15 protein-coding genes are annotated in these 16,916 nt (G+C 72.6%); 11 read left to right on the top strand and 4 right to left on the bottom strand.

Annotation, left to right across the window (positions count from 1 at the left end; genetic code table 11):
* Positions 1–4: 4 nt before the first annotated feature.
* The 5 genes from ABGB11_RS31580 to ABGB11_RS31600 are packed head-to-tail and all read left to right on the top strand — an operon-like array spanning position 5 to position 4,879.
* Positions 5–622: a TetR/AcrR family transcriptional regulator gene (locus tag ABGB11_RS31580; RefSeq protein ID WP_347638825.1), complete on the top strand. Its 618-nt coding sequence runs from the start codon at positions 5–7 to the stop codon at positions 620–622.
* Positions 623–646: 24 nt separating this feature from the next.
* Positions 647–1,801, top strand: coding sequence for an acetyl-CoA C-acetyltransferase (locus ABGB11_RS31585; RefSeq protein ID WP_347638827.1), 1,155 nt, complete (start codon positions 647–649; stop codon positions 1,799–1,801).
* Between the two features lie 2 nt (positions 1,802–1,803).
* Positions 1,804–2,970, top strand: coding sequence for an NADH:flavin oxidoreductase (locus ABGB11_RS31590; protein WP_347638828.1), 1,167 nt, complete (start codon positions 1,804–1,806; stop codon positions 2,968–2,970).
* Between the two features lie 33 nt (positions 2,971–3,003).
* Positions 3,004–4,044 (top strand): SDR family NAD(P)-dependent oxidoreductase, encoded by a 1,041-nt coding sequence (locus ABGB11_RS31595; RefSeq protein WP_347638830.1) that lies wholly within the window; start codon positions 3,004–3,006, stop codon positions 4,042–4,044.
* Between the two features lie 19 nt (positions 4,045–4,063).
* Positions 4,064–4,879, top strand: a complete 816-nt coding sequence (locus tag ABGB11_RS31600; protein WP_347638832.1) for a MaoC family dehydratase N-terminal domain-containing protein — start codon at positions 4,064–4,066, stop codon at positions 4,877–4,879.
* On the opposite strand, the gene ABGB11_RS31605 is transcribed toward ABGB11_RS31600, so the two are convergent.
* The 3 genes from ABGB11_RS31605 to ABGB11_RS31615 form a co-directional block, all read right to left on the bottom strand.
* Positions 4,866–6,530: a glycerol-3-phosphate dehydrogenase/oxidase gene (locus ABGB11_RS31605; protein ID WP_347638834.1), complete on the bottom strand. Its 1,665-nt coding sequence runs from the start codon at positions 6,528–6,530 to the stop codon at positions 4,866–4,868. The two genes, ABGB11_RS31600 and ABGB11_RS31605, sit on opposite strands and share 14 nt — an antisense overlap.
* A gap of 103 nt (positions 6,531–6,633) precedes the next feature.
* Positions 6,634–8,151, bottom strand: a complete 1,518-nt coding sequence (glpK, locus tag ABGB11_RS31610; RefSeq protein ID WP_347638836.1) for a glycerol kinase GlpK — start codon at positions 8,149–8,151, stop codon at positions 6,634–6,636.
* 45 nt (positions 8,152–8,196) lie between these two features.
* Complete coding sequence (locus ABGB11_RS31615) at positions 8,197–9,027, bottom strand: MIP/aquaporin family protein (RefSeq protein WP_347638838.1); 831 nt, start codon at positions 9,025–9,027, stop codon at positions 8,197–8,199.
* Between the two features lie 247 nt (positions 9,028–9,274).
* Between ABGB11_RS31615 and ABGB11_RS31620 the strand changes: the two genes are divergently transcribed.
* Complete coding sequence (locus ABGB11_RS31620; protein WP_347638840.1) at positions 9,275–10,042, top strand: IclR family transcriptional regulator; 768 nt, start codon at positions 9,275–9,277, stop codon at positions 10,040–10,042.
* Positions 10,043–10,099: 57 nt separating this feature from the next.
* The gene (gene glpK / locus ABGB11_RS31625; protein ID WP_347638841.1) at positions 10,100–11,626 is read left to right on the top strand and encodes a glycerol kinase GlpK; all 1,527 of its coding nucleotides are present in this window, start codon (positions 10,100–10,102) and stop codon (positions 11,624–11,626) included.
* Here glpK (ABGB11_RS31625) and ABGB11_RS31630 read toward each other — a convergent pair.
* The gene (locus tag ABGB11_RS31630) at positions 11,623–12,774 is read right to left on the bottom strand and encodes an acyl-CoA dehydrogenase family protein (RefSeq protein ID WP_347638843.1); all 1,152 of its coding nucleotides are present in this window, start codon (positions 12,772–12,774) and stop codon (positions 11,623–11,625) included. The genes glpK (ABGB11_RS31625) and ABGB11_RS31630 overlap by 4 nt on opposite strands.
* Positions 12,775–12,893: 119 nt before the next feature.
* Between ABGB11_RS31630 and ABGB11_RS31635 the strand changes: the two genes are divergently transcribed.
* The 4 genes from ABGB11_RS31635 to ABGB11_RS31650 all read left to right on the top strand — a co-directional run bounded on the left by ABGB11_RS31635 (position 12,894) and on the right by ABGB11_RS31650 (position 16,867).
* Positions 12,894–13,583: a GntR family transcriptional regulator gene (locus ABGB11_RS31635; protein ID WP_347638845.1), complete on the top strand. Its 690-nt coding sequence runs from the start codon at positions 12,894–12,896 to the stop codon at positions 13,581–13,583.
* 70 nt (positions 13,584–13,653) lie between these two features.
* Positions 13,654–14,454 carry an enoyl-CoA hydratase-related protein gene (locus ABGB11_RS31640; RefSeq protein WP_347638847.1) on the top strand — a complete coding sequence of 267 codons (801 nt, stop codon included), beginning with the start codon at positions 13,654–13,656 and terminating at the stop codon, positions 14,452–14,454.
* A gap of 14 nt (positions 14,455–14,468) precedes the next feature.
* Positions 14,469–15,650 (top strand): acyl-CoA dehydrogenase family protein, encoded by a 1,182-nt coding sequence (locus ABGB11_RS31645; protein ID WP_347638849.1) that lies wholly within the window; start codon positions 14,469–14,471, stop codon positions 15,648–15,650.
* Entirely contained in the window at positions 15,647–16,867 is a 1,221-nt protein-coding gene (locus ABGB11_RS31650) for a CaiB/BaiF CoA-transferase family protein (protein WP_347638851.1), read from the top strand. The genes ABGB11_RS31645 and ABGB11_RS31650 overlap by 4 nt, the downstream gene beginning before the upstream one ends.
* Positions 16,868–16,916: the final 49 nt, after the last annotated feature.

Raw genomic sequence — 16,916 nt, forward strand, 5'->3', positions numbered from 1 at the left:
AACGATGAGTCCACGACGGCGCGACACCGAGGGCACCGCCGCCGCCCGCGCGGGGCGGCGGGCCGAGCTGCTCGCCACGGCCGCCGAGGTGTTCGCCTCCCAGGGCTACTCCGCCACCACCGTCCGGCAGGTCGCCGACGCCGCCGGCATCCTCGGCGGCAGCCTCTACTACCACTTCGACTCCAAGGAGTCGATGGCCGACGAGATCCTGTCGACCTTCCTGGACGACATGTGGGCCGCCTACGACCGCGTCCTGGACGCCGGGCTCAACGCCCGCGACACGCTGGCGGCCATCGTCGTCGAGTCGTTCCGCTCGATCGACAAGCACCGCCCGGCCGTCGTGCTCTACCAGAACGAGTCCAAGCACCTGGCGACGAGCGAGCGGTTCCGCTACCTGCTCGACTCCCAGCGCCGGTTCGAGGCGATGTGGCTGGCGCTGCTGGACCGGGGCGTCAAGGAGGGCGTGTTCCGCGCCGACTTCGACCGGAGCCTCGTCTACCGCTTCATCCGCGACACCGTCTGGGTCGCGGCCAACTGGTACCAGCGCGGTGGCCGGCTGTCCGCCGACGACATCGCCAAGCAGTACCTCGCCATGTTCCTCGAAGGCATCCAGGCGAGCTAGGCCCCTGTACGAAGGAGACCCCCGATGGCCGAGGCATACATCGTCGACGCGGTCCGCGCCCCTGTCGGGCGCCGCAACGGCGGGCTCGCCGGCGCGCATCCCGCCGACCTGGGCGCGCACGTGCTGGCCGCCCTCATGGACCGCACGAAGGCCGACCCGTCCGCCGTCGAGGACGTCGTCTTCGGCTGCGTCGACACCCTCGGCCCGCAGGCGGGCGACATCGCCCGCACCTGCTGGCTCGCCGCCGGGCTGCCCGAGGAGGTCCCCGGCGTCACCGTCGACCGGCAGTGCGGCTCCTCCCAGCAGGCCGTGCACTTCGCCGCGCAGGCCGTCCTGTCCGGGACGTCGGACCTGGTCGTGGCGGGCGGCGTGCAGAACATGTCGCAGATCCCGATCGGGGCGGCGATGACGGCCGCCGCGCCGCTCGGCTTCACCGAGGGCCCGTTCGCCGGCTCCAAGGGCTGGACGCGCCGCTACGGCGACGCCGAGGTGTCGCAGTTCCACGGGGCCGAGATGATCGCCCGCGACTGGGACATCTCGCGCGAGGAGATGGAGGCGTTCGCCTACGAGTCGCACCAGCGCGCCATCCGGGCGATCGACGACGGCCGCTTCGAGCGCGAGATCGTCCCCTACGAGGGCGTCACCGCCGACGAGGGGCCGCGCCGCGACACGTCCCTGGAGAAGATGGCCGGGCTGAAGACCCTCGTGGACGGCGGGCGCCTGACCGCCGCCGTCTCGTCCCAGATCTCCGACGGCGCCGCCGCGCTGCTCATCGCGTCCGAGCGGGCGGTCCGGGACCACGGCCTCACCCCGCGCGCCCGGATCCACCACATCTCCGCGCGCGGCGAGGACCCGATCAGGATGCTGTCCGCGCCGATCCCCGCCACGGCGCGCGCGCTGAAGAAGACCGGGATGACCATCGGCGACATCGACGCCGTCGAGATCAACGAGGCGTTCGCGTCCGTCGTGCTCGCCTGGCTCAAGGAGACCGGAGCCGATCCGGCGATCACCAACCCCAACGGCGGCGCCATCGCCCTCGGCCACCCCCTCGGCGCCACCGGCGCCCGGCTCATGACCACCCTGCTGCACGAGCTGGACCGCGCCGGCGGCCGCTACGGCCTCCAGACCATGTGCGAAGGCGGCGGCCAGGCCAACGTCACCATCCTCGAACGCCTCTGATCATGGATGTCTTCGAACCGGCCCGGCTCGGGCCGGTGACCCTGCGCAACCGGGTGATCAAGGCGGCCACGTTCGAGGGCATGGCGCCGCTGTCCCTGGTCACCGACGACCTGATCGAGTACCACCGGCGGCCCGCCGCCGGGGGAGTGGGCATGACGACCGTCGCGTACTGCGCCGTCGCCCCCGAGGGACGGACCGAGCGGGGCCAGATCTGGATGCGGCCCGACGCCGTCCCCGGCCTGCGGCGCCTGACCGACGCCGTCCACGCCGAGGGCGCCGCCGCGTCCGCGCAGATCGGCCATGCCGGGCCCGTCGCCGATTCCAGTTCGACCAGGCTGCCCGCCATCTCGGCCGGGCGGTTCTTCAACCCGCTCGGCATGGCCTTCACCAAGGCCGCCACCGCCGAGGACATCGAGCGCATCACCCGCGCGCACGCGCAGGCGGCCCGGCTGGCGATCGAGTCCGGCTTCGACGCCGTCGAGATCCACTTCGGCCACAACTACCTGGCCAGCGCGTTCCTCAGCCCCCGGCTGAACCGGCGCACGGACGGGTTCGGCGGCCCGATCGAGAACCGCGCCAAGGTCGCGCTCGGGATCGCCCGCGCGGTCCGCGACGAGGTCGGCGACCGGATCGCGATCACCGGCAAGCTCAACATGCGGGACGGCGTCCGCGGCGGCCTGGAGATCGACGACAGCCTGTACGTCGCCCGGAGGCTCCAGGAGGACGGCACCGTCGACGCGCTCGAACTGACCGCGGGCAGCTCGCTGCTCAACCCGATGTACCTGTTCCGCGGCGAGATGCCGATCCCGGAGTTCGCGGCGAGCTACAAGCTGCCGATGCGCATCGGCCTGCGCATGTTCGGCAAGAAGTTCCTGCGCGCCTACCCCTACAAGGACGCCTACCTGCTGGAGCACGCCCGCCGGTTCCGGGCCGAACTCGACCTCCCGCTGATCCTGCTGGGCGGCATCACCGACCGCGCGTCGATGGACCTCGCGATGGCGGAGGGGTTCCAGTTCGTCGCCATGGCCCGCGCCCTGCTGCGCGAACCCGACCTCGTGAACCGCATCGCCGCCGACCCGTCCACCCCGTCCCTGTGCATCCACTGCAACCGCTGCGTCCCCACCATCTACCAGGGCACCCACTGCCCGGTCCGCACGGAGTCCGTTTGATCTGGAGTGCACTCCAACTCCTAGCGTGGAGGTATGACCACTCCACAGCACAAGATCGGATCGGGGTTCGGGGCCGGGAGCACGGCCCGGGAGGTTCTGGAGGGCATCGACCTGTCCGGGAAGCTCGCCGTCGTCACCGGCGGGTACTCCGGGCTGGGGCTGGAGACGACGCGAGCCCTGGCCGCGGCGGGCGCGCGGGTGGTGGTGCCGGCGCGGCGCCCCGGCGTCGCGAAGGAGGCCGTGGGCGGGATCGACGGCGCCGACGTGGACGAGCTGGACCTTGCGGACCTGGAGAGCGTGCGCGGGTTCGCGGAGCGGTTCCTCGCGTCGGGGTGCGGCATCGACATCCTGATCGGCAACGCGGCGATCATGGCCTGTCCGGAGACGCGCGTGGGCCCCGGCTGGGAGGCGCAGCTCGCCACCAACCACCTCGGGCACTTCGCGCTGGTCAACCGCCTGTGGCCGGCCGTCCGGCCCGGAGCGCGCGTCGTCTCCGTCTCATCGCGGGGGCACCACTTCTCGCCGATCAGGTGGGACGACCTCCAATTCGAGCGCGGCTACGACAAATGGGAGGCGTACGGGCAGGCGAAGACGGCCAACGTGCTGTTCGCCGTCCACCTGGACGCGCTCGCCGGACACGCCGTGCCCGCCAAGGACGCCGTGCCCGCCAAGGACGCCGTGCCCGCCAAGGACGCGGTGCGCGCCTTCTCCCTGCACCCGGGAAGCATCCTGACACCGCTCCAGCGGCACATCCCCAAGGAGGAGCAGGTCGCCCGCGGATGGATCGACGACGAGGGCAACGAGATCGGCGGACAGGGCTTCAAGACGCCGGAGCAGGGCGCGGCGACCGCCGTGTGGGCGGCCACGTCGCCGCTGCTGGACGGCATGGGCGGCGTCTACTGCGAGGACTGCGACATCGCCGAGCCGGCACCGGACGACGGCCGGCGAGGACGCTCCGACGACGCCCATGACCTGCCGCGCGCGGGGGTGCGGTCCTACGCGACCGATCCCGCCGAGGCCCGCCGGCTGTGGGAGGTGTCGGCCGAGCTGACCGGGGTGAACGCCTTCGGATAGCGCCTGCGACGATGGGATCGTGATCGATATCGCGGGATGGGCTCCGGAGCCGCAGGAGACGAGCGAGGTCATCGGCGCCGGACCGTCGCTGGCGCTGGCGGGCGTGCTCGACGTGGACCCGCCGGGGGAGGAGCTGCCGCCGCTGTGGCAGTGGCTGCACTTCCTGGAGCGGCCCGCGCAGCGGGACCTCGGACCGGACGGGCATCCGCGTGAGGGACGCTTCCTTCCGCCGATCCCCGACCGGCGGCGCATGTTCGCCGGCGGACGGTTCCGGATCAACGAGCCGATACGCGTCGGGGACACCGTCACGCGACGGTCCGAGCTCGTCTCGACCGAGGCGAAGCGAGGGCGCAGCGGCCAGCTGCTGTTCGTGACCGTCCGGCACACCTTCCTCCGGGACGGGACCGAGATCGCGGCAGAGGAGCAGGACCTCGTCTACCGCAGCGGTGACGCGGCGTCCCGCCCGCCGGCGGTGTCGTTCGAGGCGCCCGAGGTGCAGGCTCCCTGGACGCTGAGCATCACCACCGACCCGGTCATGCTGTTCCGGTTCAGCGCGCTCACCTGCAACGCCCACCGCATCCACTACGACGAGGCCTACGCGACCGGCGTGGAAGGGCACGGCGGGCTGGTCGTCCACGGGCCGCTGCTCGCGATCCTCTGCCTGGAGCTGCCGCGCCGGGCGGGCCTGAAGGTGCGCGAGCTGTCGTTCCGCGCCCGCAGGCCCGTCTACGCGGGGCAGCCGTTCGTGGCGGCCGGCTCCCCGGAGGGAGAGCTGGTCATCGAGGCGCCGGGCGGGGTCACCGCGATGACCGCCGCGTTCACTAGGCGGCGGTGACCGGCGCCTCCTCGGCGACCGGCCCGCCGCGCCGCTCCGAGGCGATCCACAGGACGTACCGCTTGATCTCGTCGGCGACGTCCTCGTCGCTCCAGCCGAGCACCGGCGCGATCAGCTCCGCGACGCGGGACGCCGCGGCGACGCCGCCGTCCCATTCCTCGATCGAGACGCGCATCCGCCGCGCCAGGACGTCCTCCAGGTGCAGCGCGCCCTCGTGCGTCACCGCGTAGACGGCCTCGGCGCACAGGTAGTCCTCGGCGCCGGGGATCGGCGCGCCGAGCGCGGAGCTGTCCGCGACCAGCTGCAGGACGTCGCGGGCGCACGACCCGTACCGGCGCAGGAGGTGCTCGACCCGCGCGACGTGCAGGCCCGACTCGCTCGCGAGCCGGCGCCGCTCGTTCCACAGCACCTCGAACCCGGTCGCGCCGAGGACCGGGAGGCGTCCGGTCACCGATGCGGGGACCGAATCGTCCAGCCGTTCCGCCACCACGTCCACCGCGTCCCGCGCCATCACCCGGTAGGTGGTGAACTTCCCGCCGGTGACGACGACGAGGCCCGGCACCGGCTCGGCGACGGCGTGCTCGCGCGACAGCCGGGTGGTGTCGTCCATCTCGCCGGACAGCAGCGGCCGCAGCCCTGCGTAGACGCCCTCGATGTCGTCGTGCGTCAGCGGGGTCCGCAGCACGGCGTTCGCCTGGTCGAGGAGGTAGCCGATGTCGGTGTGCTCGGCGACCGGCCCGTCCGGGCCGTCCTCGTGCGGGGTGTCGGTGGTGCCGACGAGCCAGTGCCGCCCCCACGGGATGATGAACAGCACGCTCTTGGACGTGCGGGTGATCAGGCCGGTGTCCATGGGGATCCGGTCGCGCGGGACCACCAGGTGGACGCCCTTGGACGCCTGGACGCCGAACGCGGGCCGGGACCCGGTCATCGCCTGCGCGCCGTCCGTCCACACGCCGGTCGCGCACACCACGCTCCGGGCCCGCACGGCGATCTCCTCGTTGCCCTCCAGGTCCAGGACGCGGGCGCCGGTGACCCGCTCGCCCTCGCGCAGGAAGCCGGTGACCTCGGTCCGGGTGGCGACGCTCGCGCCGTACTGCGCGGCGGTCCGGGCGACCATCATCGTGTAGCGGGCGTCGTCCACCTGCGCGTCGTAGTACTGGACGGCGCCGACCAGCGCGTCCGACCGCAGCGCCGGCGCCTCCCGGAGGGCGCCGCGCCGGGTGAGCTGGCGGTGCCGGGGCAGCGAGCGGGCCCCGCCCATCGTGTCGTACAGGGTGACGCCGGCGCTCACGTACGCCCGTTCCCAGACCCGGTTGCGCAGCGGGTACAGGAACGGGACGGGGCGCACCAGGTGCGGCGCGAGCCGGTGCAGCAGCAGACCGCGCTCCCGCAGCGCCTCCCGGACCAGCCCGAAGTCGCGCTGTTCGAGGTAGCGGAGCCCGCCGTGGATCAGCTTGCTGGACCGGCCGGACGTGCCCGCCGCCCAGTCCCGCGCCTCCACGAGCGCGACCGACAGGCCGCGCGAGATGGCGTCCAGGGCCGCGCCGGCGCCGACGATGCCGCCGCCGACGACCAGGACGTCGAACTCGGTCTCGGCGAGGTCGCGCAGCGTGTCCTCACGGTACTGCGGGCCGAGGGCTACGGATGTCACTGCATGCTCCCGAAGAAGATCGGTTCAGGTGTGCGATGGCCGGGTGCGGCGGGCCGTCGTCCGGGTGGCCGTCCGGACGGCGGCCCGCCGCGGGCCGGTGCCGTCAGTCCAGATCCACCCAGTCGAGGGTGCGGTCGACGGCCTTCTTCCAGCCGGCGTAGCCGGTCTGGCGCTGGTCGTCGCCCCAGGTGGGCTGCCAGCGCTTGTCCTCGTTCCAGTTCTGGCGGAGCTCGTCGGTGTTGTTCCAGAACCCGACGGCGAGGCCGGCGGCGTAGGCGGCGCCGAGCGCGGTGGTCTCGGCGACGACGGGCCGCGACACCGGGACGCCCAGGATGTCGGCCTGCATCTGCATGCACAGCTCGTTGGCCGTGATGCCGCCGTCCACCCTCAGCGTGTCGAGGGCGACGCCGGAGTCCTCCCGCATCGCCTCGACGACGTCGCGGGACTGGTAGCAGATCGACTCCAGGGTGGCGCGGGCCAGGTGCGCGTTGGTGTTGAACCGCGACAGCCCGACGATCGCGCCGCGCGCGTCCGACCGCCAGTACGGGGCGAACAGCCCCGAGAACGCCGGGACGAAGTACACCCCGCCGTTGTCGTCCACCTGCCGGGCCAGCGCCTCGCTCTCGGACGCGCCGGAGATGATGCCGAGCTGGTCGCGCAGCCACTGCACGGCCGATCCGGTCACCGCGATCGACCCCTCCAGCGCGTACACCGGCTTCTCGGAGCCGAACTGGTAGCAGACCGTCGTCAGCAGGCCGTTCTTCGACCGGACGAGCTCGTTGCCGGTGTTGAGCAGCAGGAAGTTTCCGGTGCCGTAGGTGTTCTTGGCCTCGCCGGGCGAGAAGCACACCTGCCCCACCGTCGCGGCCTGCTGGTCGCCGAGCGCGGCAGTGAGCGGGACCTCGCCGCCGAGCGGGCCGTCCGCGCGGGTGACCCCGTAGGCGTCCGGCGCCGAGGACGGCTTGATCTCCGGCAGCATCGACCGCGGGATGCCGAAGAACGACAGCAGCTCGTCGTCCCAGCTCAGCGTCTCCAGGTCCATGAGCATGGTGCGGCTGGCGTTGGTCGGGTCGGTGACGTGCACGCCGCCGTCCGTCCCGCCGGTCAGGTTCCACAGGATCCACGAGTCGGTGTTGCCGAAGATCGCCTCACCGTTCTCGGCGGCCTCGCGGACGCCCTCGACGTTCTCCAGGATCCACTGGATCTTGCCGCCGGAGAAGTACGTGGCCGGGGGGAGGCCGGCCTTGCGGCGGATGACGTCGCCCTTCCCCTCGCGTTCGAGGGCGGAGGCGATGCGGTCGGTGCGGGTGTCCTGCCAGACGATCGCGTTGTAGTACGGGCGGCCGGTGCGCCGGTTCCACACCACGGTCGTCTCGCGCTGGTTGGTGATGCCGACCGCCGCGAGATCGGTGTGGCTCAGGTTCGCCTTGTTCAGCGTCGACTGGACGACGGCGCGGGTGCGCTCCCAGATCTCGGTCGGGTTGTGCTCCACCCAGCCGGCCTGCGGCAGGATCTGCTCGTGCTCGAGCTGGTGCCGGGCGACCTCGTTGCCGCCGTGGTCGAAGATCATGAAACGGGTGCTGGTCGTGCCCTGGTCGAGGGCTCCGACGAAGTCAGCCATGCGTACGGCCTCCTGGAGTGGTCGTGTCGGGCGGGACGGGCCGGTTCACGCCGTCTCGTACTGCGGCTCGGGCTTCGTGGGGGGCTGCTCCGTGCTCTCGTCCTCGCTCGGCAGGAAGCGCCCGATGAGCAGCTTGTAGAGGCCGACGCCCAGCACGCCGCCGATGATCGGGCCGATGATCGGCACCCAGAAGTAGAGATCGCCGTTCTGGTCCCGCCACGCGCTTCCGTAGCCGGTGAGGAAGGAGGCGAGCCGGGGGCCGAAGTCGCGGGCCGGGTTGATCGCGTAGCCGGCGTCGGTGCCCCACGCCATGCCGATCCCGACCACCAGCAGGCCGATCATGAAGGGGGCGAGGTTGGCGAGCGGCGGGGAGTTGCGGATGTCGGTGAGCGCCTTGATCACGAAGAGCAGGATGGCGGTGCCGATGACCTGGTCGCGGAACGCGCCCCAGGTGCCGACCGGGAGTTCCCCGTTGCCGGGCAGGGTGGAGAAGACGCCCTGCGTCTTGATGGTGTGGCCGGGGTCGACCTTGGCCAGCACCTCGCTGTAGTTCCAGCGGACGAGCAGCGCCGCGACGAACGCCCCCGCGGTCTGCGCGGCGATATAGGGCGCGGTCTTGCGCCAGGCGAACTCGCGGAACGCGGCGAGGGCGATGGTGACGGCGGGGTTGATGTGGGCGCCGCTGATCCGCGCGGCGACGTAGACGCCGAGCGTGACGCCGAGGCCCCAGGCCCAGGCGATGCTGTCGTGGTCGCCGATGTCGGCGGCGGCCACCTGGGCGACGACGCCGACGCCGAACAGGATGAGGATCATGGTGCCGGCGAACTCGGCGGCGAGCTCACCGGCCAGGGTGGGGATTCTGGGTCGTTCCGCCATGGGCACTCCTCGGCAGGTGGGGTGGACGCGAGCCCCGTGAGGCTGGGCAGGACGCTAGGCCGGGAGGAACCGCCTTACAACGGGAGGCTGCCGACAATGTCGAACACTTTCGCCGTGGCCTGGCGCCCGTTACCCTCCCCCATGTGCACCAGATCACAGAATCCGGGCAGTTCGGGGCGCATAGGACGGTGATCGCGGCGGCCGTCGACATTGTCGGCACCTCGCCGGGCGAACTACCATCAAATCCATGCCCGGACCTGTGCAGTCGATCGAGCGGGCCGCGGCGATCCTGCGCCTGCTCGCGGCCAGCTCGGGCCGGCTCGGGGTCGGCGAGATCGCCACGTCGCTGGGCCTCGCCAGGGGGACCGCGCACGGCATCCTGCGCACCCTGGAACGCGTGGGGTTCGTGGAACAGGACAACGGCACCGGCAAGTACCAGCTCGGCGCCGCCCTGCTGCATCTCGGCACCAGCTACCTCGACGTCAACGAGCTGCGGTCCCGCGCCATCAACTGGGCGGACGCGCTCGCCTCGCGCAGCGGCGAGGCCGTCCGCATCGGAACGCTGCTGGACGGGAAGGTCCTGGTCGTCCATCACGTCTTCCGCCCGGACGACACGCTCCAGGCGATGGACGTCGGGTCGCTGCTGCCGCTGCACGCCACCGCGCTCGGCAAGACGCTCCTCGCGCACGACGCCAACGCCGCCGCGTCCATCCGCGACACCGTCCTGGAGTCCTACTGCCGGCGGACCATCACCGATCCGCGGGAACTCGCACGCGCCGCCACCCGGGTCCGGGAGAACGGCTGGGCCGCCGAGACCGAGGAGCTGTCGATCGGCGAGGCCGGGATCGCCGCGCCTATCCGCGGGTACGGAGGGCTCGTCGTCGGGGCCATCGGGATCTCCGGCGCGGTCGAGCGGATCTGCGACTCCCGCCGCGTCCCCGAGCCGCGGCTCGTCGCGTTCGTGCGGGACGCGGCCCGCGCGGTCTCCCGGGACCTCGGCGGTTCGCGCTGGTGACGCGGGCACGGCGGCGCGGCGCCGGAGACGGGCGCGGCCAGGGGGAGGGAACCGAACGTGACCGAGCGGTATGTGATGTCGATCGACCAGGGCACCACGTCGACGCGGTGCATCCTGTTCGACCACGGCGGCCGCCTGGTGTCGGTGGCCCAGCGCGAGCACCGGCAGCACTTCCCGAAGCCCGGCTGGGTCGAGCACGACCCGATGGAGATCTGGCGCAACCTCGAACGCATCGCCCCGGAGGCGCTCGCCCAGGCGGGCGTCACGGCGAACCAGGTCGCCGCGGTCGGGATCGCCAACCAGCGTGAGACGACCGTCCTGTGGGACCGGCTGACCGGGGTCCCGATCGGCCGCGCCATCGTCTGGCAGGACATGCGGACCGGCCCCCTCGTGGACGAGCTGGGCCGCGCCCCCGGCGCCGTCATGGTCACCGAGCGCAGCGGGCTGCCGCTCGCGACCTACTTCTCCGCCCCGCGCATCCGGTGGATGCTCGACCACACGCCCGGCCTGCGGGAGCGCGCCGAGCGCGGCGAGGTCCTGTTCGGGACGATGGAGAGCTGGCTGATCTGGAACCTCAGCGGCGGCGTCGACGGCGGCGTCCATGTCACGGACGTGACCAACGCCAGCCGCACCCAGCTGATGGACCTGCACACGCTGAGCTGGGACGACGGCCTGCTCGACTTCTTCGGCGTGCCGCGGGCGATGCTGCCGGAGATCAGGTCGTCGACGGAGACCTACGGGACGGCCCGCCGCGTGTTCCCGGGGGTGCGCGTCGGCGCGGCCCTCGGCGACCAGCAGGCCGCGCTGTTCGGCCAGACATGCTTCTCCCCGGGCGAGACCAAGTGCACCTACGGGACGGGCGCCTTCCTGCTGATGAACACCGGCACCACGCCGGTCAAGTCGGACAACGGGCTGCTCACCACCGTCGGCTACAAGATCGGCGACGACCCGGCCGTGTACGCGCTGGAGGGCTCGATCGCGATCACCGGCGCGCTCGTCCAGTGGTTCCGGGACGGCCTCGGGCTGATCACCACCGCGCCGGAGATCGAGACGCTGGCCCGGTCGGTCGACGACAACGGCGGCTGCTACATCGTCCCGGCGTTCTCCGGGCTGTTCGCGCCGCACTGGCGCAGCGAGGCCCGCGGCATCATCGTCGGCCTCACGTCCTACATCACCAAGGGGCACCTGGCGCGGGCCGTGCTGGAGGCGACGGGCTGGCAGACCCGCGAGGTCGTGGACGCGATGAACGCCGACTCCGGGCTCAGCCTGAAGGAGCTCAAGGCCGACGGCGGCATGACGTCGGACAACCTGGTCATGCAGATGGTCGCCGACGTGCTGAACGTCCCGGTGGCGCGCCCGATGGTGGTCGAGACGGTGTCGCTCGGCGCCGCGTACGCCGCCGGGCTCGCCGTCGGCTACTGGGCCGGGCTGGAGGGGCTGCGGCGCAACTGGCACCGCGCCGCCCGGTGGGTCCCCGCGATGGAGCCGGGGCGGCGCGCCGCCGAGTACGACAACTGGAAGCGCGCCGTGGAGCGCACGTTCGACTGGATCCGGGCCGGGGAGGACCCCGCCGCCGCGCCCTAGATCCGGTGGCGCTCGACGAGCTGCCGGACGATCACGTTGCGCTGGATCTCGTTCGTCCCCTCGCCGACGATCATGAGCGGGGCGTCGCGGAAGTAGCGCTCGACGTCGAACTCGGTGGAGTACCCGGCGGCGCCGTGGATGCGGACCGCGTCCAGCGCGGTCTGCATCGCCGCCTCGGACGCGTACAGCTTGGCCATGCCCGCCTCCATGTCGCAGCGCTCGCCCGCGTCCAGCCGCTCGGCGGCGTCGAGGGTCAGCAGCCGCGCCGCCTGGAGCCGGGTGGCCATGTCGGCGAGGTAGTTGCCGATGGACTGGTGCTGCCAGATCGGCTTGCCGAACGCCTCGCGCTCCTGGGCGTAGCGCAGGGAGTCCTCCAGCGCGGCGCGTCCGACGCCCAGGGCGCGCGCCGCGACCTGGATCCGTCCCACTTCGAGGCCGCGCATCATCTGGACGAAGCCGCGGCCCTCCTCGCCGCCGAGGACCGCGTCCAGCGGCGCCTCGTAGCCCTCGAAGGACAGCTCGCAGCTCTCCACGCCTTTGTAGCCGAGCTTCGGCAGGTCGCGGGAGACGGTCAGCCCGGGACCGTGCTCGACCAGCAGGATGCTGATGCCCCGGTGGCGCGGCGATGCGGTCGGGTCGGTCTTGCACATCAGCGCGATCAGGCCGGACCTGCGCGCGTTGGTGATCCACATCTTGGCGCCGTCGACGACGTACCGGCCGCCGTCCCGCCGCGCGACCGTCCTCATCGCCTGGAGGTCGGAGCCGCCGGACGGCTCGGTGAGCGCCATCGTGGCGCGCAGCTCGCCGGTCGCCATCCGCGGCAGGTAGCGGGCCTTCTGCTCCTCGGTGCCGAACACCGCGAGCAGGTGCGAGACGACCGTGTGCCCGCCGAACGCGCCGGCGAGGGTCATCCAGCCCCGCGCCAGCTCCTCGGTGACGAGCGCGTAGCAGGCCTTGGAGACGCCGACGTCGCCGTACGGCTCGGGGACGGCGAGGCCGAAGACGCCGAGTTCCTTCATGCGGTCGATCAGCCGCGCGGGATAGGCGCCCGCGTGTTCCAGCTCCCGGGCGGCCGGCCGGACCTCCCGGTCGACGAAGTCCGCGACGACCTCGACGATGGCGCGTTCCTCGTCGCTGAGCGTGACCACGGCCGTTCTCCTCCCGGTCGCTGCCTCATATATTTGATATGAAAATACCGGGCTGTCGAAGGACGCGGACCGGCGCCCGCCGATAATCGGGCGCCCCACCGCGCAGGGAGACGATGAATGTGGCGATTTCCGGTGGCCAGGCCCTCGGCAGGCGCCGCCAGCTGAGCGACGAGGTGGCCGACTATGTCCGCGAGCTCATCATGTCGGGCCAGGTCAGGCACGGGGAGTTCCTCCGTCTGGAGCGGGTCGCCGACGACCTCGGGATCAGCGTCACCCCCGTCCGGGAGGCGCTGCTGTCGCTGCGCGGCGAGGGCTTCGTCACGCTGGAGCCGCGGCGCGGGTTCATGCCGGCGCCGCTGACCCGCCAGGACGTCCAGGACCTGTTCGAGGCGCAGGCGTACTTCGCCGGCGAGCTGGCCGCCCGCGCCGCCGGGAAGATCACCGAGGCGGAGCTGGCGACGCTCGACCGGACGCAGGCGCAGCTGGAGGAGGCGTCCGAGGCCCGCGACTCCGCGGCCATCGAGCGCGCCAACCACGAGTTCCACCGGGTGATCAACCTGTGCGCCGGGTCGCCGAAGACGGCGTGGCTGCTGCGGCTGGTGGTGCGGTACGCCCCGCGCCGGTTCTACTCCAGCATCGAGGGCTGGACGCAGGCGTCGGTCGACGACCACCATCTCGTGCTCGCCGCGCTGCGCGCCGGGGACGCCGAGGGCGCGCGGCAGGCCATGCGCGCCCACATCCGGCACGCGGGCACCCTGCTCGTCGTGCACCTGGAGGGGCAGGGCTTCTGGAAGGACCAGCCGGGCTGAGGGCGCCGGCCCCCCACTTCCACCGTCGACGCCGCCTCACATATCGTATAAAAAATTTCCTGGAGGGTGCATGGACGACCGGGACTCCGCAGCGGCGCGGGAACCCGTGGTCACCGCCGAGGACCACGGGGCCGCACGGGTCATCACGCTGAACCGGCCCGGGGCCCGCAACGCGATCGACGTCCCGATGCGCGAGCGGCTCCTGGACGAGCTGGAGCGTGCCGCCGGCGACCCGGACGTCCGGGCGATCGTGCTGACGGGCGCGGGCGGGACGTTCTCCGCGGGCGGCGACGTCCGGTCGATGGAGGGCGCCGGTCCCGACGCCGTCCGCGCCCGGCTCGCGCCCGTGCACCGGGCCGTCCGGCTCATCGCCACCTGCGGGACCCCCGTGATCGCGGCCGTCGAGGGCGCCGCCGCGGGGCTCGGCGTGTCCCTCGCCGCCGCCTGCGACCACGTGGTCGCCGCCGAGGACGCCCGGTTCGTCGCCGCGTTCGGCAAGGTCGGCCTGGTCGCCGACGGCGGCCTGCTCTGGACGCTCCCGCGGCGCGTCGGCATGGGCCGCGCGAAGGAGATGCTCGTGTTCGGCCGGACCGTGCCCGCCTCCCGCGCCTTCGAGATCGGCCTCGCCGACTCGCTCGCCCCGCCGGGTACGGCACTCGGCGCCGCCCTGGAACGCGCCGCCGAGGCCGCCGCCCTCGCCCCGCTGTCGGTCGCCGCGGCCAAGCGGCTGCTGGCCCGCACCGACCACGGCCTGGAGCAACTGCTGGAGGCCGAGCGCGAGGAGCAGACCGCCCTGTTCGGCAGCGCCGACTTCGCCGAGGGACGTGCCGCGTTCGCCGAGCGCCGCACGCCGCGTTTCGAGGGCCGCTAGGGGGAGGCAGGAACGTGAGCAGGCTGCAGCAGACCTACGGGCTGTCCGACGAGCAACAGGAGATCATCGCGACCGTCCGGTCCTTCGTCGACAGGGAGATCCTGCCCGTCGCGACCCGGCTGGAGCACGCGGACGAGTACCCGCAGGCGATCGTGGACGGCATGAAGGACCTCGGGCTCTTCGGCCTGACGATCGGCGAGGAGCACGGCGGGCTCGGCGCGTCGCTGCTGACGTACGCGCTGGTCGTGGAGGAGCTGTCGCGGGGCTGGATGAGCGTGTCCGGCATCGTCAACACCCACTTCATCGTCGCCTGGATGATCGCCCACCACGGGACGCCGGAGCAGCGGGCGCACTACCTGCCGAGGATGGCCACCGGGGAGATCCGCGGCGCGTTCTCGATGTCGGAGCCCGGCTGCGGCTCGGACGTCTCGGCCATCACGACCCGCGCCTTCCCGGACGGCGACGACCACGTCATCACCGGCCAGAAGATGTGGCTGACGAACGGGGGCTCCGCCAACCTGGTCGCCGTCCTGGTCAAGACCGATCCCGAGGCCGGCCACCGCGGCATGACGACGTTCCTCGTCGACAAGACGCCCGGCTTCGGGGAGGTCGCGCCCGGCCTCACCGTCCCCGGCAAGATCGAGAAGATGGGCTACAAGGGCGTCGACACCACCGAGCTGATCTTCGACGGGTATCGGATCCCGTCCGCGCGGGTCCTCGGCGGGACGCCGGGCCGCGGCTTCTACCAGATGATGGACGGCGTCGAGGTCGGCCGCGTCAACGTGGCCGCGCGGGGCTGCGGGGTGGCGCGGCGGGCCTACGAGCTGGCGCTCGGCTACGCGCGGCAGCGCGAGACGTTCGGCCGCCCCATCGCCGAGCACCAGGCCGTCCTGTTCCGCCTGGCGGAGATGGCGACCAAGGTCGAGGCCGCGCACCAGATGATGGTGATGGCGGCGCGCCGCAAGGACTCCGGCGAGCGCAACGACCTCGAGGCCGGCATGGCCAAGTACCTCGCCAGCGAGTACTGCAAGGAGGTCGTGGAGGACGCCTTCCGCATCCACGGCGGCTACGCCTACTCCACGGAGTACGAGATCGAGCGCCTCTACCGCGAGGCGCCCATGCTCCTGATCGGCGAGGGCACCGCCGACATCCAGAAAATGATCATTGGCCGCCGCCTGCTGGAGGAGGGCCGATGACCGCGGCGGAGCGGGGGGCACCGGCCGCCGGAGGGCCTCCGCTGGCGGGCGTCACCGTGGTGGCGCTGGAGCAGGCGGTGGCGGCACCGTTCGCGACACGGAACCTCGCCGACCACGGCGCCCGCGTGATCAAGGTGGAGCGGGTGGACGGCGGCGACTTCGCCCGCGCCTACGACAGCGGCGTGCGGGGCGGGCTCGGCACGCACTTCGCCTGGCTCAACCGGTCCAAGGAGTCGGTCGCGCTGGACCTCAAGCGGGACGAGGGCCGCGCGATCCTCGCCGAGCTGGTCGCGGGCGCCGACGTGTTCCTGCAGAACCTCGCCCCCGGCTCCGCGGCCCGGCTCGGGTTCGGCGCGGACGAGCTGCGGGCCCGCGACCCCCGGCTGATCGTGGTGGACATGTCCGGATACGGGGCGCGCGGGCCGTACCGCGACAAGCGCGCCTACGACATGCTCGTCCAGGCCGAGGCGGGGCTGATCTCGGTCACCGGCACCCCGGAGACGCCGGTGAAGGCGGGATCGCCGCTGGCCGACATCGCCGCGGGCATGTACGCGTTCTCCGGCACGCTGGCCGCGCTCGTCCGGCGCGGCACCACCGGCGAGGGCGCGTCGATCGAGATCACCATGTTCGACGCGGTCGCCGAGTGGATGGGCCAGGCGATGTACACGACGCTCTACACCGGGTCCCCGCCGCCGCGCACCCGGCTGAGCCACCCCGTGATCGCCCCCTACGACGCCTACCCGACCGCCGACGGCGTGGACGTCGTGATCGGCGTCCAGAACGACCGCGGCTGGGCCGCCCTGGCGGCCGGCGTGCTGGACCGCCCGGACCTGGTCACCGATCCCGAGTACGCGACGAACCAGGCGCGGGTCCGCAACCGGGCGAAGGTGGACGCGATCGTCGCCGGCGTCACGTCCCGCACGGGGCGGGAGGAACTGCTGCGGCGGCTCGACGAGGCGGGCGTCCCGAACGCGTCCCTGAACGACGCGCGCGGCCTCATCGCCCACCCGCAGCTCGCCGAGAGGGGCCGCTGGCGCGAGGTGGGCTCCCCGGCCGGCGGGATCCGTGCGCTCCTCCCGCCGATCACCTTCGCGGACGCCGAGCCCCGCATGGACCCGGTCCCGGCCCTCGGTGAGCACACCGACGCCGTCCTGCGCGAACTCGGCCGCGACGACGCCGCCATCGAAGCCCTCCGCGCCGCCGGCGCCGTCGGCTGACCCGCCGGGACGCGGCGGGACGTCCACGCGGAGTCAACGGGGATCAGCG

The organism is Actinomadura sp. B10D3, from assembly GCF_039871695.1.
Lineage (GTDB): Bacteria > Actinomycetota > Actinomycetes > Streptosporangiales > Streptosporangiaceae > Spirillospora > Spirillospora madurae.